This is a genomic window from Streptomyces sp. WY228, from assembly GCF_019287315.1.
Classification (GTDB): Bacteria; Actinomycetota; Actinomycetes; order Streptomycetales; family Streptomycetaceae; genus Streptomyces; species Streptomyces caviscabies.
Genome location: NZ_CP079114.1, coordinates 8,232,270 through 8,248,944, shown reverse-complemented (window position 1 = coordinate 8,248,944; position 16,675 = coordinate 8,232,270). Strand labels below are relative to the sequence as shown.

At 71.9% G+C, this 16,675-nt stretch carries 14 protein-coding genes; 7 read left to right on the top strand and 7 right to left on the bottom strand.

Features of this window, described 5'->3' with window-relative positions; translation table 11 throughout:
• Positions 1–65 precede the first annotated feature (65 nt).
• Together KV381_RS36080 and KV381_RS36075 are read left to right on the top strand one after the other, a co-directional pair.
• Positions 66–1,070 (top strand): hypothetical protein, encoded by a 1,005-nt coding sequence (locus tag KV381_RS36080; RefSeq protein ID WP_218787131.1) that lies wholly within the window; start codon positions 66–68, stop codon positions 1,068–1,070.
• Between the two features lie 169 nt (positions 1,071–1,239).
• On the top strand, positions 1,240–1,821 hold the full coding sequence (locus tag KV381_RS36075) for a TetR/AcrR family transcriptional regulator (RefSeq protein ID WP_030627647.1): 582 nt from the start codon (positions 1,240–1,242) through the stop codon (positions 1,819–1,821).
• 193 nt (positions 1,822–2,014) lie between these two features.
• Here KV381_RS36075 and KV381_RS36070 read toward each other — a convergent pair whose 3' ends face one another.
• Positions 2,015–2,920, bottom strand: coding sequence for an NADP-dependent oxidoreductase (locus tag KV381_RS36070; RefSeq protein WP_218787130.1), 906 nt, complete (start codon positions 2,918–2,920; stop codon positions 2,015–2,017).
• A 120-nt stretch (positions 2,921–3,040) separates the two neighbouring features.
• Here KV381_RS36070 and KV381_RS36065 point away from each other — a divergent pair, with 120 nt between their 5' ends.
• Both KV381_RS36065 and KV381_RS36060 read left to right on the top strand, forming a co-directional pair.
• Positions 3,041–3,493: a MarR family winged helix-turn-helix transcriptional regulator gene (locus KV381_RS36065; protein WP_030080472.1), complete on the top strand. Its 453-nt coding sequence runs from the start codon at positions 3,041–3,043 to the stop codon at positions 3,491–3,493.
• Between the two features lie 427 nt (positions 3,494–3,920).
• Positions 3,921–5,474: an MFS transporter gene (locus tag KV381_RS36060; RefSeq protein ID WP_218787129.1), complete on the top strand. Its 1,554-nt coding sequence runs from the start codon at positions 3,921–3,923 to the stop codon at positions 5,472–5,474.
• A gap of 65 nt (positions 5,475–5,539) precedes the next feature.
• Here the strand turns inward: KV381_RS36060 and KV381_RS36055 are convergent, their stop codons facing one another.
• From KV381_RS36055 to KV381_RS36045, 3 genes are all read right to left on the bottom strand, one after another.
• On the bottom strand, positions 5,540–6,478 hold the full coding sequence (locus KV381_RS36055; protein ID WP_030080474.1) for a zinc-binding dehydrogenase: 939 nt from the start codon (positions 6,476–6,478) through the stop codon (positions 5,540–5,542).
• Positions 6,479–6,520: 42 nt separating this feature from the next.
• Positions 6,521–6,826 carry a GNAT family N-acetyltransferase gene (locus KV381_RS36050; RefSeq protein WP_030080476.1) on the bottom strand — a complete coding sequence of 102 codons (306 nt, stop codon included), beginning with the start codon at positions 6,824–6,826 and terminating at the stop codon, positions 6,521–6,523.
• A gap of 101 nt (positions 6,827–6,927) precedes the next feature.
• Positions 6,928–7,236, bottom strand: a complete 309-nt coding sequence (locus KV381_RS36045) for a GNAT family N-acetyltransferase (RefSeq protein WP_030627659.1) — start codon at positions 7,234–7,236, stop codon at positions 6,928–6,930.
• A 225-nt stretch (positions 7,237–7,461) separates the two neighbouring features.
• Between KV381_RS36045 and KV381_RS36040 the strand changes: the two genes are divergently transcribed.
• Positions 7,462–11,217: a S8 family serine peptidase gene (locus KV381_RS36040; RefSeq protein ID WP_218787128.1), complete on the top strand. Its 3,756-nt coding sequence runs from the start codon at positions 7,462–7,464 to the stop codon at positions 11,215–11,217.
• A 117-nt stretch (positions 11,218–11,334) separates the two neighbouring features.
• A complete protein-coding gene (locus KV381_RS36035; RefSeq protein WP_218787127.1) occupies positions 11,335–12,333 on the top strand; it encodes a helix-turn-helix domain-containing protein in 999 nt (332 codons plus the stop codon).
• Between the two features lie 22 nt (positions 12,334–12,355).
• Here the strand turns inward: KV381_RS36035 and KV381_RS36030 are convergent, their stop codons facing one another.
• The 3 genes from KV381_RS36030 to KV381_RS36020 all read right to left on the bottom strand — a co-directional run bounded on the left by KV381_RS36030 (position 12,356) and on the right by KV381_RS36020 (position 15,387).
• The gene (locus KV381_RS36030; RefSeq protein WP_103538469.1) at positions 12,356–13,852 is read right to left on the bottom strand and encodes an FGGY-family carbohydrate kinase; all 1,497 of its coding nucleotides are present in this window, start codon (positions 13,850–13,852) and stop codon (positions 12,356–12,358) included.
• Between the two features lie 102 nt (positions 13,853–13,954).
• Complete coding sequence (locus KV381_RS36025) at positions 13,955–14,731, bottom strand: DeoR/GlpR family DNA-binding transcription regulator (protein ID WP_030080486.1); 777 nt, start codon at positions 14,729–14,731, stop codon at positions 13,955–13,957.
• A 5-nt stretch (positions 14,732–14,736) separates the two neighbouring features.
• Positions 14,737–15,387, bottom strand: coding sequence for a histidine phosphatase family protein (locus tag KV381_RS36020; protein ID WP_030080488.1), 651 nt, complete (start codon positions 15,385–15,387; stop codon positions 14,737–14,739).
• Between the two features lie 203 nt (positions 15,388–15,590).
• On the opposite strand from KV381_RS36020, the gene KV381_RS36015 reads away from it, so the two are divergent.
• Positions 15,591–16,646, top strand: a complete 1,056-nt coding sequence (locus KV381_RS36015) for a 2-hydroxyacid dehydrogenase (RefSeq protein WP_218787126.1) — start codon at positions 15,591–15,593, stop codon at positions 16,644–16,646.
• Positions 16,647–16,675: the final 29 nt, after the last annotated feature.

The following is a 16,675-nucleotide window of genomic DNA, read 5'->3' as shown; positions in this document are numbered from 1 at the left end:
CGATCCGCACGATCCGCACCGGGAAAGGTTTCGTCCATGGAAGAGATACTGCGAGGACCCCGCTCATGACCTCCACTCCCCTGCGCTGGTCCGACACGGCACACGAGGTGCTGTCAGGAGACCTGAACGTCGCGGTCGCCTACGTCACCCCGGCCGGTGGCGCCGTCGTCGTCAGCGTCTCCCCGCTCGGCCTCACCGACCGATCGGCTGGCCGGATCGGGTTCACGACCTCGCTCGGCTTCCCCAAGAAGCTGGAGCGCATCCTCCGCGATCCCCGTGTCGCGCTCGCGTACCACACGCGCGAACACGGATTCGCCCGCCCCGAGGACTACGTCCTCGCCCAGGGCGACGCCGTGGTGGACATGCGCCCTTCGCCCCAGCGGCTGGACGATGTCATCAAGGCGTCCGATCGCTTCTTCGGCCGGGGAAAGAGCGGCCGGGCCTGGGACTGGCTGCTGCACGAGTACCGGCGAGCCCGGGTCTGCGTCGATGTCGACGTCAGGAGGATGACCACCTGGCCCGACCTGGCCGCCTACGGGCCGCGAGAGGTCACCGGACCCGCCTGGCCGGACGCCCCGGCGGAACAGCGGGCGCCCGAGAACGGCACCGCACCTCGCGTCGACGTCGCCAAGCTCTCGCGGAAGATCAACCCCCTTCCGTACCGGCTGCTGGCCTACCGGGGTGCGGACGGGTACCCCGTCGTGGTGCCCGTCGAGGTCGTCGGGCGTGACCACACCGGGTTCCGGCTGCTGTCACCTCCGGGGCTGCTTCCGCCCGGCGGGAGGCGCGCGGGCCTGCTCGCACACTCCTTCCGCCCGCAGAACGTCGGTCTGGCCATGATGACCTTCACCGGCTGGCTGACGGCCCGGAGCGAGACGGAGGCCGTCTACGCCCCCCACACCTCCACGGCGTTGGCCGCCCCGGCGAACAGGACCGTCCAGGCCCTGGGCAACGGAATCCTGGCCAAGCACGGCGTGTGGCGGGCCGGACGCGACGGCACCGGCGAGCGGCTGCGCGGCCTCGCCGGCCGGCAAGGTCAACAAGGTCAGCAACGGCGGCAGGAGAGCTGAGGCCGGCCGGAAGCCGCGGCGTCGGCGTCGGCGACGCTCCGGCCGTACGGGGTCCATGACCGCGGGTCCCCTCTCAGGACGCTTCCTCACGCCCCGGTCTACCGTCCTGCCGTGTTGTAAAGTGGACCAATTGGTCAGTAGGCGACGTCAGGACGGGCGGGTGGATCGGGTGTCCGATGGGCGACAGACACGCAACGCGGAGCGCACGCGGCGTGCGGTGCTCGATGCGGCCGTCCAGGTGATCCTGGACAAGGGTGCCGCCGTGACACTGGCTCAGGTGGCGGCGGCCGCCGGGGTGTCGAAGAGCGGTCTGATCCACCATTTCGGCAGCAGGGACCAGTTGGTGGTCGCTCTGGTGGAGGACACGCACGAACGCTTCCGGGAGACGGTCCGCGGCTACCTCGACCTCTCCGAGAACTACCCGGGAAAGATGCTCCGCGCGTATGTTCGCGCACTCTGCGCGGGAAGCGCCGAGGCAGCGACCGCCCGCGACTTCACATCGGCGCCGATGTGGGGCGGTCTCTACACGATCCCCGCGGTCGCTCCGGTCATGGAGGAGAACGCCGCGTGGTGGGACGAGCAGCTCGCCCTCGACGGGATCAGCCCCGAACGCATCCTGATCGTGCGGAGGGCCGCCGAGGGGATCGCCATGGCCGCCGTCTACGGAGAGCAGGACGAGAACAGCATCTCGACCGCGCGCGACCTTCTGCTGGAGTTGGCCAGCGAGGGCACCTTCCGCACCCCTCTCTGAGCCCCTGGGCAACGGCCCGGACCGCGTGGTCCGGGCCGTTGCAGTCGCGGACCGACCACCATCCGCTTCCTGGAACAGGCCGCCCGCACAGCACGGCTCGGGCCCGGGAGAATCTCCCGGGCCCGAGCCGTCATGAGGAATCCCGTCACGGTGGCCGCGCACCGGCGTCATCGGCCGGTGGCAGCACCCGCCGTCAGAGGGTCACGATGAGCTTCCCCTGGACGTGACCGCCCTCGGCTTCCCGGTGCGCGTCCGCGATCCTGTCCAGCGGGTACGTCGCCTGTACGTAGGGGGTGTACGCGCCCCGGCCGCCCAGCGCCGCCCCCTCCGCCAGCACAGCCGCGTCGTTCTCGGCGTAGACGTGCCGCACTCCGAGCTCCGCCGAGCGGGCCGCGTCGGCCACCGTCACGACGCGGTCCGCGTGGCCGACGAGGGCGACCAGGTCGGCGAGCGATCCGGATGCCGCCAGGTCGAGCGCCGCATCGACTCCCCCGGGCGCGAGTTCGCGGACCCGGTCGGCCAGTCCGTCACCGTAGGCGGTGGGCACGGCGCCCAGCGTCCGCAGATAGGCGTGCTTGGCCGGGCTCGACGTGCCGATGACGGTGGCACCACGTGCCGCCGCCATCGCGACGGCGGCGCCGCCCACCCCACCGGCGGCTCCCTCGATCAGCAGGGTGCGGCCGGAGAGGTCACCGAGTGCGTCGAGCGCCCGGCCCGCGGTGGCGACCGCGAGGCCGGCTCCGGCAGCCTGTTCCAGGGTCCACGCCTCGGGCACCGCGGCCCAGGCGGTCAGCACGGCGTACTCCGCGGCCGCCCCGAAGATGCCGCCGAGGCCGAAGACCTCATCACCCACCGTCACACCCGAGACGCCCTCGCCGACCTCGTCCACCACTCCGGCGGCATCGCGACCGGGGATCGCCGGGAACTCGACGGGGAAGTACTCGCGGACCTCTCCCGAGCGGAGCTTCCAGTCGATGGGGTTGACGCCGGCGGCGGCCACCCGGATGCGTATCTCACCGGGACCGGCGTGCGGCTCCGGGACATCGTCGATGACGAGCACGTCGGCGGGGCCGTAGTCGTGGTAGCGGGCAGCACGCATGGAGTCACTCCTCGATCCGAAAATTACTTACTGCGGAAATTAACTTACAGCGACTTCCTTTCCGCAGCAAATAACGGTGTGTTGCTTTCCGCGGCAAGGATTGATGCTAGGATCACGCACATGGCAGCAGACGGCGAACTCCTCCCGACCGAGTCGGATACCTGGGACTCGATGCTGTCGGTGCTGCTCTGGCTTCCGGCGGCGCTTGAGGCGCGCCTCAAGCGGGACGGCCTCTGCCACCACGAGTTCCTGATCCTGTGGTGCCTGACGGAGCACCGCGAGCGCACGCACACCATGAGTTCACTCGCCGAGCTGTCCCGGGTCACCCCGTCACACCTGTCCCGCCTCGCATCGCGCCTGGAGAAGCACGGCTGGCTCACGCGCGAGCGGGACCCTTCCGACGCCCGCGTCACCATCGCCTCCGTGACCGAGGCGGGATCGGCGAAGTACGCCGAGACGGCGCCGGGTTACCACGCGACCCTGCGTGAACACCTCTTCGACCGGCTGACCGAGGAACAGGTCGCGCAGCTCGGCGGAATCACCGCGACGGTCGCGCTGTCGCTGGCCCGGTGAGCATGACGATCCACACGGTCACGCCGCGACGCACGCCCTGACGGGCGGCTCGGCCGCCCCGTCCGGCAGCCTCGGCACGGCCGCGATCACGGCCCCTTCCCCGCACACGACCGCGTGACGCCCGCGACGGCCGCCGGCGACGCCTGCCTCGACAGCCGCGGGTAGCACCGACTGCCCAGGCAGGGGCGCCACCCCCGCGAGGATCGATCCGTCGCACCCCGCCGCCCCCTCGCCGCTCCTTCCCCGGTCAAGCGCATCAGGCACCTCAGACACCACCGAGAGCACCGCGCGAGCGCGCACAGTAACGCACAGCGACCACCTACCGACCAAATGCCCGGCACTACAGTTCGCCACGTGTTGCATTACCGACCATATGGTCCGTACGCTCATGGGTAGCCCGTCCCCCGCCCTCGTATCAGGAGCGCCCATGCCTGGCCCCCCTCCCAAGGCCACGGCCAAGACCTGGACCGGTCTCGCCGTACTCGTCCTGCCCCTCTTGCTGATCACCATCGACGGCACCGTCCTGATCATGGCGCTGCCGGAGATCTCGGCCGACATGAGCCCCTCGGGCACGCAGCAGCTGTGGATGATCGACACCTACTCACTCGTGCTCGCCGGTCTGCTCGTGGCGATGAGCTCCGTGGGTGAACGGTTCGGGCGGCGGCGGAACCTGCTCGTCGGAGCCGTCCTCTTCGCGCTCGCCTCGGTGCTCGGCGCACTGGCGACGGAGCCCTGGATGCTGATCGCCGCCCGCGCGCTCCTGGGCGTCGGGGGCGCGATCATGATGCCCTCGACGCTGTCGCTGGCCCGCAACATGTTCCTGGACCGGCAGGAGCGCCGTTACGCGATGGCCGTGTGGGCGGCGATGGCGTCGGTCGGCGGAGCCGCGGGGCCGATCGTCGGCGGCTGGATCATCGAGACGTTCAGCTGGCAGGCCGCGTTCCTGATGAACATCCCCGTCATGCTGCTTCTCCTCGTCCTCGGTCCGCTCCTGCTGCCCGAAAGCCGCAACCCCGATCTGCACAGGATCGACATCCCGAGCGTCGCGCTCTCCTTCGTCGGGCTGATCTGCGTGGTGTACAGCATCAAGACCCTCACCGGGGGCAAGGACGTCGGTCTCGGACTCACGGCCCTCGCCGTCGGCCTTCTGGCGATCACCCTGTTCGTCCGGAGGCAACTGCGGCTCCCCACACCTCTCCTGGACGTCAGGCTGTTCACGGTGCGGTACTTCCGCGGCGCCGTCATCACGGATCTGCTGGCCATCCTCGCGATGGCCGGAGCTCTGCTGGCGCTCACCCAGCACCTCCAGCTCGTCCTCGGGCTCAGCCCGCTCCGGACGTCCTTCTGGCTGATGCCCCAGGCGGTCCTCGCCGCCGGCGCCGCGTTCGTCGGGGCCGCCCTGGTCAAGCGTCATCCGCCCGCCCACGTCGTCACCGGCGGGCTCCTGACGACGGCCACCGGGTTCGGGCTGACCGTCTTCCTGACTCCGACATCGCCCCCTCTTCTCGTCGCGGCCGTGCTGGGGCTGGTCTCGCTGGGCGCGGGCATGGCCCTGGCGCTGAGCAACGACATCATCATGAGTTCCGTGAGGCCCGAACGCGCCGGGCAGGCCGCCGCGACGTCCGAGACCGCGTACGAGGTGGGTACGACGCTCGGCACCGCGGTGCTGGGCGGGTTGCTCGTCTCCTGGTACACCAGGGCCGCCTCCGCGGGAACCGACGCGCTCGGCCTCCCCGCGGACCTGCTCGACCGGGTGTCCTCGACGCTGGCCGAAGCCCTGATCGTGGCCGGGGAGATCGGCGGCGGCACGGGGAGCCTCGTCCTCGCTGCCGCGAAGGAGGCGTTCACCGAGGCGGCCGTGGTGACCGGTGTCGCCGGCGCCGGGGTGATGGTCGTCGCCGCGGTCTGGGCGCTGGTGACGCTGCGAGGCGTGTCCGCGAACCTGGACCTCGCCGAGGAGCACGAACGCCAGCTCCACTGATGCGGGTTCAGGTGGGAGCGGGGCGCCGCGGCCACGGGCGGCGGCGCCCCCTTCCACCTGCCAGGTCACCGAACGGTCGGAACGTCCAGTACGGCCTTGCCGTGGAGGCGGCGGGAGTTCAGCAGGTCGATGGCCTCGTCCGCGCGGCTCCAGTCGCCGCGCCAGCCGATGTGGGGGGTGAGCACCTGCTCCGCCATCAACCGGGCGAGATGTTCCAGATCCGGGCCGGGTGCGGGGCCGTCCAGCGAGTGGAACGTGACGATCGCACGGCCGTGCCGGTTCTCGCTGCCGAGAAACGCGCCCGGCGGGAAGGTGACGGGGCGCGAGGTGACATCGCCGACGGCGACGAGCGTGCCGTGTGCCGCCAGCTTCGCGAAGGAGTCCACCAGCTGCTGGCCGCCGACCGTGTCCACGACGGCGTCCCACTCCCCGTCGGCGTGCTCGGGTCCATGAACGATCTCGTCCGCGCCCAAGGCCAGGAGGGCGTCCCCGTGTTCGTCCGGATCACCCGTGGACGCCGTGACCCGGGCGCCCTCGGCGTGGGCGAGGCGCACCGCGAACCGACCCACCCCGCCCGTCGCGCCGGTGACCAGCACGCGTTTCCCGGACACGGGTCCGCAACGGCGGAGGGCCCTCAGGGCGCTGAGGCCGGCGACAGGGAGCGTGCTGAGCGCACCGGGATCGGTGCCGGGCGGCACGGAGCCCAGGGCCCCGGTGTCCACCGCGCGGAGTTCGGCCCATCCGCCGTCCGCGCCGATGGTGAGCACCGGAGTGCCGACGGGCGGTCCGGACCCGTCGGCGGCGGCCTCTTCCACCAGCCCGGCCGCGTCCCAGCCGAGAACGACGCCCGGCGCCGCCGTCGCGATGCCGTGGCTCACCTCGCCGAAGTTGAGGGAGGTGGCGGCCACCCGTACCAGCGCCTGGTGGGGCGCCGGCCTGGGTGGTTCCGCTTCACCGAGACGGATGCCGAGGGGCGTTGAGCGATCGATGATCAGAGCTCGCACGGCGGAACCAACCTCCTCCGGTGTCCGGTGATCCGGCGGGTGTCACAGCCCGAACCGCGCGTGCTGCGCCTCCGGCACCAGGTCGGTGTACTCCGGGTGCTTGCGGAGCCAGCCACGGATGAAGGGGCAGAAGGGAAGCACCGTGAGCTCCTGCTTCCTGGCCTCGTCGAGGACCGAGCGGGCCAGCGTGCCCCCGAGGCCTCGGCCCCCGAAGCGCGGGTCGATCTCCGTGTGGAGGAAGGCGATCTCGTCCCGGAATCGGTGATACTCGACGAATCCGGCCCGCTCATCGCCGTCGAAGATCTCGTAACGCGACTCATCGGGGTTGTCCGCAACGCGCGTTCCCATGGTTCCCTCCTCGGGGTGACTGCCGAACCTCTGCCTCTTCAACGAGCGGCAGGGACCTACCGGGAAAGCCAATCATCCATATAGTTGACCAGTCAACTGCTTCAGTCGCTGACCTTGCTGCGGGACTGGTACAGCAGCTCCTGGTAGTCGGGGTGCCGGGCGATCCAGCCCGCGAAGAAGGGGCAGGTGGCGAGCACCCCCAGGTTCGCCGCGCGCGCCTCGTCCAGGGCGGCCCGGGCCAGCGCGGACCCGACTCCTCGCCCCTCGTACGCCGGCTCCACCTCGGTGTGCACGAACGCGACGAGCTCTGCCGTACGGATGTACTGCGCGATGCCCGCCGGCTTGGACTCTCCGTCGACGTACGCCTCATAGCGGTTCGCCCCGGGCACGTCGCTCACTTCGACCGCCATGTTTCCTCCTTGAATACCTGCTCGCTACCGGCTCGACGGATACCCGTCGACCGTTACGTCACCTTAACCCCGGGAGGTTGACGCATCAACATAAGGTCGGTTCGGGGCTGTCGCTCTTGCGACATGTCCCACCTGCGTCACGGGATTCGCATGACACCCCTTCGGCCATCAGCACATTCTGGCCCGGCACGCAGTTACGTCGATCAAGAGGAAAGGCTGCACCTGATGAGACGGTTGCGCCTGTTGGCGGCCATATCAGCTGGTCTCGCGCTGGCCGCCGGCGCCGTGGTCCCCCTGCCCGCGAGTGCGCAAGCGCCCCGAGGCACGGCCGCCGAGCCCCTGTCGCCGGGCGACGCGCCGACGGTGCGGCTGATCACGGGCGACCGGGTGGCGCTCACCCGCGGCCCGGACGGCCGCCAGGCGGCGTCCGTGACGCCGGGCCCCGGGCGGAAGGGGCTGCTCTTCCGGACCCTGGAGCAGGACGGCCACGTCACGGTCCTGCCGTCCGACGCCGACGCGCTGGTGACGGCCGGGCGGCTGGACCGCGGCCTCTTCGACGTAACAGCGCTCCTCGCGCAGCGGTACGACACGGAGCACACCGACGCCCTCCCGCTGATCGTGGAGCAGGCCGACGGCATGACGGCCTCGTCGCTGAACGAACTGACCGGGCTGGCCGAGCAGTCGTCCGTGCGCAGGCTCGACAGCATCGACGCACACGCGCTGCGCGTCGACAACGCCGATCTCGGCCGGTTCTGGAAGACGTTGGTCTCCGCCGACGGACGGCGTACGAAGGCCGTCGACGCGCCGCGCGTGTGGCTGGACGGCCGGGTGAGCGCGTCCCTCGATCGCAGCACGGCCCAGATCGGCGCCCCGGACGTGTGGTCGGCCGGGTATCGCGGCGACGGGGTCAAGGTGGCCGTCCTGGACACCGGAGCCGACCAGAACCATCCCGATCTGGCCGGCCGGGTGACGGCGGCCAAGGACTTCTCCGACAGCGGCGGCACCGGAGACCTGTTCGGGCACGGCACTCACGTGGCGTCCGTCGTCGGCGGCAGTGGCGTCGCCTCCGGGTCCGGCAGCACCCGCCGGGGCGTGGCGCCCGGCGCACGGCTGCTGGTCGGCAAGGTGCTCGGGGACGACGGTTTCGGCAGTTCGTCGCAGGTCATCGCGGGCATGGAATGGGCGGTGGAGCAGGGCGCCGACATCGTCAACATGAGCCTCGGCTCGTCGGGCGCCAGTGACGGAACCGACCCGATGAGCCTGGCCCTCAACGACCTCAGCCGGCGCTCCGGCGCCCTGTTCGTCGTGGCCGCCGGCAACGACGGCGAGCAGGGCCCGCGGACGGTCGGCTCCCCCGGCGCCGCGGACGCCGCCCTGACGGTCGGCGCGGTGGACCGGGACGACTCCCTCGCCCCGTTCTCCAGCCGCGGTCCGCGCCCGGGTGACGAGGCGGTCAAGCCGGATGTGACGGCTCCCGGCGTGGGGATCGTGGCCGCGCGCGCGGCCGGCACCACCATGGGCACGCCGGTCGACGAGCACTACGTCGCCGCCTCCGGCACCTCCATGGCGACTCCTCATGTGGCGGGCGCGGCCGCGCTGCTGGCCCAGCGGCACCCGGAGTGGACCGCCGACCGGCTCAAGGACGCGCTGATCAGCTCCGCGGTGACCGTCGCCGGACAGAAGGTGACGGAGCAGGGCAGCGGACGGATCGATGCCCGGGCCGCCGTGCTCGGTGCGGTGAGCGCCACCGGAACGCTGGCCCTCGGGCCCTTCTCGACGGAGGCGGCCGAACCCGGTCTCTCCCGGCTCCGCTACACCAACTCCTCCGGCACGGACGTCCAGCTGAGTCTGGCGGTCGAGCTGGCCACGGAAGCCGGCCGGAAGCCCGCTGCCGGATCGGTGCGTCTCGGCGCCGACTCCGTACGGATACCGGCGAACGCGTCCGCCGAGGCTCTGCTGACCGTCGACCCGGCCCGCGCGGGTCGGGGCAAGTTCTACGGCTATGTCACCGCCACCTCCGCCGACGGCACGGTGCTCGCGCGGACCACGGTGAGCGTCGTCGTCCAGGGGCCCACCCACCGGATCACCTTCAAGACCATCGACAAGGACGGCAAGCGGGTCGGTGACCTGCCCACCGTCTGGGGTGCCGACGGCTTCGTCGGGTACACCGACCCCGCCGCGGCCACCACCGAGGTCGAGGAGGGCGTCTACCAGGTCAACACCAGCTGGACCGACTCGGCGAACGACGGCGAGGAGCTGCGCCACGCGGTGATCCCGGAGGTGAAGGTCACCAAGGACATGACCGTCACCCTGGACGCCCGGACCACCGTGCCGGTCGAGATCCGCACGCCTCGGCCCGCCGAGCAGCGCGGCATCCTCAGCTACCAGACGTACCGGGAGATCGGGGGCCGGGGGCTGACGCAGGGCACGATGTTCTTCGACAGCGCCAAGCGGCTGTACATCAGCCCGACCGCCCGGGTCACCGAGGGCACGTTCGAGTTCGCCTCCCGCTGGCAGCTCGTCGCCCCACTCCTCAAAGCGAAGGTGAAGGCGAAGAAGAAGCAGACCGACCTCGGCGCCTACTACCTTCCGATGTCACCCCTCCTTCCCGAGTCCGGCCAGACCCTGACCGCGGTCGACGCGGGTGACGCCGACAAGCCCGACTTCGCCAAGGCCCGCGGCCGGATCGCGGTCGTGAACAATCCCATGGGCGAGAACGAGAAGGACTTCGCCGAAGGCGCCGCGAAGGCCGGTGCCCGGGCGGTGCTGGTCGTCCACTTCGAGGACAACAGCTGGACCCGCTGGCAGCCGATGGGCGAGCGCTGGGCCGTGCCCACGATACGGATCGGCGCGTCGGAGGGGGCCGCGCTGCTGGCCCGTATCGCCCGCGGCTCGGCCTCGGTGGAATTCTCCGGCACCGCCCGCAGCCCCTACCTCTACGACGTGATGCAGGTGGCTCGGCAGCAGGTGCCGCGGAAGGTCGTGCACACGGTGTCCGCGTCCAACAGCGCGGTTGTTCCCACCACATACGCGGACAACGGTGTCAGCGGCTGGGCCAGTGAGCAGCGCTTCGGCTGGCGGCCCTACCAGCAGACGGCCTGGAACCAGTACACGCGGTTCGTGCCTCTGGGGTTCGCCCGCACCGAGTACGTGAGCGCCGACGACACCGTGTGGCAGCACCGGGTGCACCACACGACGACCTTCTTCGTGGACGAGCCGCTCGTCCACGGCATGCTCGACCAGCCGCGCACCTTCCGGGCCGGCCACCGGCCCGCGGAGACCTGGCAGGGCGCGATCGTGCGGCCCTCCATTCCGGTCGGTACCTCCACCCCGACCGTGCGCGAGGGAAACCTGCTGCGTCTGAGGATTCCGGAGTTCACCGACTCGCAGCCCGGACACTGGTCGCGCAGGAGTGCCGGCGACGGTCTCGGCGAGGTCCCGCAGGTCGATGTCGCGAGCGCGGTCCTGTACCGCGACGGCGAGAAGGTGGCCGGGGTGAGCAGCGCCTGGCAGGACATCAGCGTGCCGGACGCGCCCGCCCGTTACCGGCTGGATCTGTCGACGGCGCGCGAGTCGGAGGACTGGAAGGCCGGTGTGTCGGCCGATACGTCCTGGTCGTTCCGTTCGGGCCACAGCAAGGCGACCACGCCGCTCCCGCTGCTCCAGCTGGACTACGACGTACCGGTCGACGCCCGCAACGTGGTGGACGGCGGACGGTCGCACCGCGTCGAGGTGAAGGTCCGCGCGCAGAAGGGCCTCGCCGCCTCCCGTGGCGTCACCCTCCGCGTCGAGGCGTCGTACGACGACGGACGGAGCTGGACCACCGCGCGCACCAGGGCTCACGGCGACCTCGGCTTCCGGGCCGAGCTCACGGCACCGGCACAGCGCCGGACCTGGGTCACGCTCCGCGTCACGGCGAGCGACAGCGCGGGCAACTCCGTGCGGCAGACGGTGCAACGCGCCTACGCCGTACACCGGTAGCCCCGGCACGGGAGGTACGGGGGTGTACGAGCGGCGTCGTGCACCCCCGGTCCCGCCCTCCAGCCACGTAGTACGCTATTCAACAATCTGACCCAGGTCTCGGGGAGGGCATGCGCCATGCTGGAGATTGCGGGGCTCTCCCCCGACGAGGAGTCCGTCTACGGGCTCCTCGTCGCATCCGGCCGGGCGAGCGCGTCCGATCTCGCGGAGCGCGCGGGGCTGACGGCGGCTCACACCGCGGAAGTTCTCCGGGCGCTCACCGCGAAGGGCCTCGCCAGCCCGACCGACGGCACCCCGCACCTCTACATGGCCGCCGCCCCGGACGCGGCCCTGCTGCCGCGGATCAGGCACAGCGCCGACGCCCTCGACATCGCCCGGCGCGAGGCCGCTCGGCTGATGGACTCCTACCGCGAGACGATGCGTCGCCGCGACGCGGGTCAGCTCCTCGAGGTCATCACCGGCGCCGAGGCGCTGCGTCACTGCCTGCGGCAGCTTCAGAAGGGCGCGCAGGACGAGATGCTCTGGTTCTGCAAGGCGCAGTACGTGGCCATGCCCTCGGGAAGCAACTGGGACGAGTTCGACGCGCTGGCCCGCGGTGTGCGCTACCGGGTGCTGTACGAGAAGGCGTTCTTCGACGACGAGGACGCGGTGAGCAACGTGATGGCGGGCGTGCAGGCCGGTGAGGTCGCTCGCGCCGTGCCGCAACTGCCGCTGCGCCTGGCGATCGTGGATCGCGCCGTCGCGGTGTTCCCGCTCGTCAGCGGCGGGCCGCACGGCAGCCCGGAGGAGCCCACGACGGCACTGGTCAGGGACAGCAATCTGCTCGCGGCCCTCATCGCGCTCTTCGAGCGTTACTGGGAGGACGCGGTGCCGCTCGACATCGACGACACGGGCGGGCCGGCCGATGGCGGCCCCCACACGCCCGACGTCCTCTCCCCCACGGACCGCCGGCTGCTGTCCTTGCTGGTGGCGGGGGGCAGTGACAAGACGATCGCCTCGCAGATGCAGCTGAGCCGTCGTACCGTCCAGCGCCGGATCCAGAGCCTGATGGAACGCTCCGACGCCGCGACCCGTATGCAGCTCGCCTGGCACGCGGCGCGCCACGGGTGGCTGTAGACGGCGTCGGGCCGCGGCCGCGTCAGTCGTCGGGGAGCCAGCCGCGCTCGCGCAGTGCCTCGACGAAGCGGGCGTGGGCGTCCTCCAGCGCGGGGCGTTCCGCCGGCACCGGCTCGACGAGCGCCCCCGTACGCACCATGGCGGCGGCGCTCGCCGTGAGGTCTTCGTGGAGCGTGCCGGTCGCGGCGAGGAGTGCGGCGCCGAACGCCGTCTCCGCGCGCTCGACGACCCGGACCGGGCGGTTCAGAACGGTGGCGCGGATCGCCGTCCATACCGCGCTGCGGCTGCCTCCACCGGCCGCGTGCAGAGGGCCGAGCACCGGGACGCCGAGACGCTCGATCCGGTCCAGGGCCAGGCGTTCCACGAACGCCACTCCTTCGAGTGCGGCACGGTGGGCGTCCGTCTCGTCGCGGGGGCGGCCCCGTGCGAAGCCGCGCGCCGCACCGGAGACGAAGGGGAACCGTTCGCCCTCGCGGCACAGCGGGTAGCGCGTATACGAAGCCGGGCCCCGGGCCGCCGCCGCGGCGTCCAGCGCGGGCAGGCGGGCCGGAGCGGTTCGGGCCAGGCACTCGCCTCCGGTGTTGGACGCCCCGCCGGGGAGCCACCAGCCGTCGGGGTGCCGATGGCTGTAGAACGCACCCGTCGGATCACGCACCAGGTCCGCGGAGACCCCCTTCAGGACGTACGTGGTGCCGAGCACGCCCACGAACCGGCCCGGCTCGACCGCCCCGGTGGCGATCTGGCCCGCACAGCCGTCCGTCATTCCGAGGCGTACGGAGCACCCTTCGGGCAGGCCCGTGGCCTCGGCCGCTTCCGGGCCGACGACTCCGGCCCCGGTGCCGGGGGCGCGTACGGCGGGGAGCAGGTCGAGCGGGAAGTCGAGGGCGTCGAAGACCTCGTGCGGCCACTCCGAACCGCGGGCGTCGTAGCCGGACTTGAGCGCGTGGCTCCAGTCCGTGGCGACCGGGTGGCCGGTCAGTTCGCGCCCGATGAGGTCGGGGGTGTGCAGGACCTGGTGCAGAGCGGAGCCGTAGGTGCGGCGGCACCAGACGGCTCGGCCGAGCGCCGCGGTGGGGCCCACCGACAGGCCGAGCGCGTTCCAGCGGGCGCTGCCGGTTCGCTGGGCCTCGGCGTTGAGCTCGGCGGCTCGCCGGTCGTCGTACATGAGGGCCGGGCCGATCGGTTCGCCGTCGGACCCGGTGGGCACGATGGTGCCGGATGTGGCGGACACGGCCACCGCGATCACCTCGCGGCCGCCCCGGGGCAGCGCGGCCGTGGTGCGGCGCAGGGCCGACCGTACGGCGGGCCACCACGAACGGGCGTCCTGCTCGCTCGTTCCCGTACGCGTCCCCGTGACCGTCCCCGGAGAAGTGCGCACGGGGGGCGGCAGATCGGTCCGGGCTTCCGCGAGCACCTGCCCCTGTCCATCGACGCACAGGACGCGGACGGACGCGGTCGCCACATCGATGCCGATCACGGCCGGAGCATGGGGGCCGGTGCCGCTGGAGTCACTGCTCATGGTCGAAGGCGTCCTTCCCCGGCGGGACCAAGCTCGTCCGTCCACCCTCCATGGGTGGTCCTGTGTGAAATTAACACGCCTTCCATCATCGGGCGGGCTGCTTCACCGTGCGACGGCCGCCACCGTCACCTGCGTGCGTTCGCGGAGTTTGCCGAGCAGTTCGGCGTCCGCGCCGTCGTCCACGACCAGATGGTCCAGGTCGGCGACGGGCCCCACGCGGTGCAACGCGGTGCGAGCGAGCTTGGTGTGGTCCATGAGCATCACCTTCGTCGCCGCCGACGTCAGCATCGCCCGCTTGACCAGCACCACGTCCTGCTCCTGGTGGTAGGCCGTCCTGGCGTCGAGGGCGGAGGTGGAGACGGCGACGAGGTCGACCGAGAGCGCCTCCACCGCCTCGACGCAGGGCATCCCGAGGAAGGAGTCGTGGGTGCGCGAATACTCGCCGCCCAGGGCGATCAGGCGGATGCCTTCACGGTCGGTGAAGACGTCGAGCACCCGGCGGGCGTTGGTGACCACGGTGAGCGGCGCGAGGTCGACGAGCAGGCCGGCCATGACCAGCACCGTGGTGGAGTCGTCGAGCATCACCGACATGCCGGGCTCGACCAGTTCGGCGGCGGCGCGTGCGACGGCGTTCTTCTCCGCCGTGTTGACGCCGAGCCGGTAGTCGAGGCTCGACTCGAACACCGTCGAGGGCAGGGCGGACGCGCCGCCGCGGAAGCGCCTCAGTACGCCTTGCCGCGCGAGGTCGTCGAGGTCGCGGTGGACGGTCATCAGGCTGACGCCCGTGAGCCGCGCGAGGGCGGCGCCGGTGACCGTGCCCTGTTCCACGACATGGTCGGCGATGAGCCGTCGGCGTTCTTCGGCGGATCTCTTGGTCATGGGGGTCAGTCTCCCGCAGGGCCCGGGCCGGGCGCGGGGGCGGGGGGCGCGGTGGTGGGGACGTTGAGCGAGCGCAGCGCCGTGTCTGTGCCATGGATCTCGATCTCCGTGACCGCCCCGTTGTCCAGCCGCGGGAAGATCCGCCGGTAGTGCCCGAGGGGCAGTCCGAGCAGCTCGCACAGGGCGATGCGCAGCAGCGTGTTGTGGGCGACGACGAGCACCCGGTCGCCCTGGTGACGGCGTGCGAGGTCGCGGAGGGCTCCGGTCGCCCGTGCCGCTGCCCGGGCGACCGGCTCGGAGCCGGGGAAGGCGCCGGAGTCGGCGTCCTCGCGGAAGCGCCGTACGGCTTCGGGGTCCTCCTCGGCCATCTCCTGGACGGTCCGACCCTCGCCCCACCCGAAGTCCACCTCCCGCAGCCCCTCCTGGACGTCGACCGCCAGGCCCAGCGCCGCCGCCGCGGGCTCCGCCGTCCGGCGGGCGCGGCTGAGCGGGGAGCAGGCGATCGCGTCAACGCCGTTGCGGGCGGCCCAGGATCCGAGGGCGGCGGCCTGGGCCGTGCCTCTGGGCGTCAGGGCGACGTCGGTGACGCCGGCGTACCGGTTCTCCGCGTGCCACTCGGTCTCGCCGTGCCGTACGAGCAGGAGACGAGAGGTCATGGGGGCCGCCCTTTCGAGGTCGTGGCCGTGGCCCGTGCGCCGTACACGCCGAGTGCGCCGGGCACATTGCCCGCTCACGCGGCCGCTGTTAAATTTAACAGACTCTCCACAGCCCAGGACCGGGCTGTCGCGGCCCGGATCACGCTCCGACCTGCTCGCCCACGCCATCCCACCGGCTCTCCTCGCAGAAGGAATCCGACGTCATGCGCATCCTCGCCGCAGGCGACCACTTCGTCCGTCCCGCGTTGATTCGCGCGGCAGTGAGTCAGGAGCTGGCCCGCACGGGCGGGGAGCTGCCGGAGTTCGCGGAGCTGACCCTCCCCTGGCCGCACGAACCCTTCGGTCCGGTCGCCGGGGTCCATGAGGCGAGCGGCACGGAGGACGAGCTCGTCGAGGCGCTGGACGGGGCGTCCGTCTGTGTGACACAGATGGCCCCGTTCACCGAGCGGGTGTTCGCCGCGTCGCCGGCGTTGCGCCTGGTCGCCGTCTCGCGGGGCGGGCCGGTGAATGTGGACCTGGCCGCCGCCACCCGCCACGGAGTCAGGGTGAGCTTCGCCCCCGGCCGTAACGCCCCCGCGGCCGCGGAGTTCGCCGTGGGGCTCATGCTCGCGGCGATGCGGCGGATCGGCACGGCCGACGCGGAGCTCAAGCGGGGCGTGTGGCGGGGCGATCTGTACGCGTACGAGGAGAGCGGCGGCGAACTCGGCGGGGCCACGGTCGGGCTCGTCGGCTACGGGGCCATCGGCCGCATCGTGGCGCGGGTGATGCGCGCCTTCGGGGCGCACGTGCTCGCGGCCGACCCGTACGCCGACCCGGAGGCGGTCGCGGCCGACGGTGTCGAACTCGTCGAGCTGGACGACCTCCTGAGCCGGAGTTCGGTGGTGAGCCTGCATGCCCGGCTGACCGAGGAGTCCCGCCATCTGCTCGACGCCCGCCGTCTCGGGCTGCTGCCGCACGGCGCGGTCCTGGTGAACTCCGCCCGCGGCGGACTCCTCGACCACGCGCCGTTGCCGGAGCTGCTGCGCAGCGGCAGTCTGGGGGCGCTCGCCCTCGATGTGTACGACATCGAGCCGATCCCCGCCGACTGGGCGCTGCACGACGTACCGAACGTGATCACCACGCCCCATCTGGCGGGCGCGACCCGGCAGACGGCTCACCGCGCGGCGGACATCACCGCCGCGGAGGTCGGCCGCTTCCTGCGGGGGGAGAAGCTGGCGCACCTCGCGAACCGCGACGTCCTGGCGGCGGACCGGCCCTGACCGCCGCCGCCATCGAAGCCGCCCGGGAA

Coding starts and splice junctions, on each gene's coding strand:
- KV381_RS36080 (WP_218787131.1), top strand. CDS start 66: ATGACCTCCACTCCCCTGCGCTGGTCCGACACGGCACACGAGGTGCTG.
- KV381_RS36070 (WP_218787130.1), bottom strand. CDS start 2,920: ATGCGTGCTGCCCGCTACCACGACTACGGCCCCGCCGACGTGCTCGTC.
- KV381_RS36065 (WP_030080472.1), top strand. CDS start 3,041: ATGGCAGCAGACGGCGAACTCCTCCCGACCGAGTCGGATACCTGGGAC.
- KV381_RS36060 (WP_218787129.1), top strand. CDS start 3,921: ATGCCTGGCCCCCCTCCCAAGGCCACGGCCAAGACCTGGACCGGTCTC.
- KV381_RS36050 (WP_030080476.1), bottom strand. CDS start 6,826: ATGGGAACGCGCGTTGCGGACAACCCCGATGAGTCGCGTTACGAGATC.
- KV381_RS36045 (WP_030627659.1), bottom strand. CDS start 7,236: ATGGCGGTCGAAGTGAGCGACGTGCCCGGGGCGAACCGCTATGAGGCG.
- KV381_RS36040 (WP_218787128.1), top strand. CDS start 7,462: ATGAGACGGTTGCGCCTGTTGGCGGCCATATCAGCTGGTCTCGCGCTG.
- KV381_RS36035 (WP_218787127.1), top strand. CDS start 11,335: ATGCTGGAGATTGCGGGGCTCTCCCCCGACGAGGAGTCCGTCTACGGG.
- KV381_RS36030 (WP_103538469.1), bottom strand. CDS start 13,852: ATGAGCAGTGACTCCAGCGGCACCGGCCCCCATGCTCCGGCCGTGATC.
- KV381_RS36025 (WP_030080486.1), bottom strand. CDS start 14,731: ATGACCAAGAGATCCGCCGAAGAACGCCGACGGCTCATCGCCGACCAT.
- KV381_RS36020 (WP_030080488.1), bottom strand. CDS start 15,387: ATGACCTCTCGTCTCCTGCTCGTACGGCACGGCGAGACCGAGTGGCAC.
- KV381_RS36015 (WP_218787126.1), top strand. CDS start 15,591: ATGCGCATCCTCGCCGCAGGCGACCACTTCGTCCGTCCCGCGTTGATT.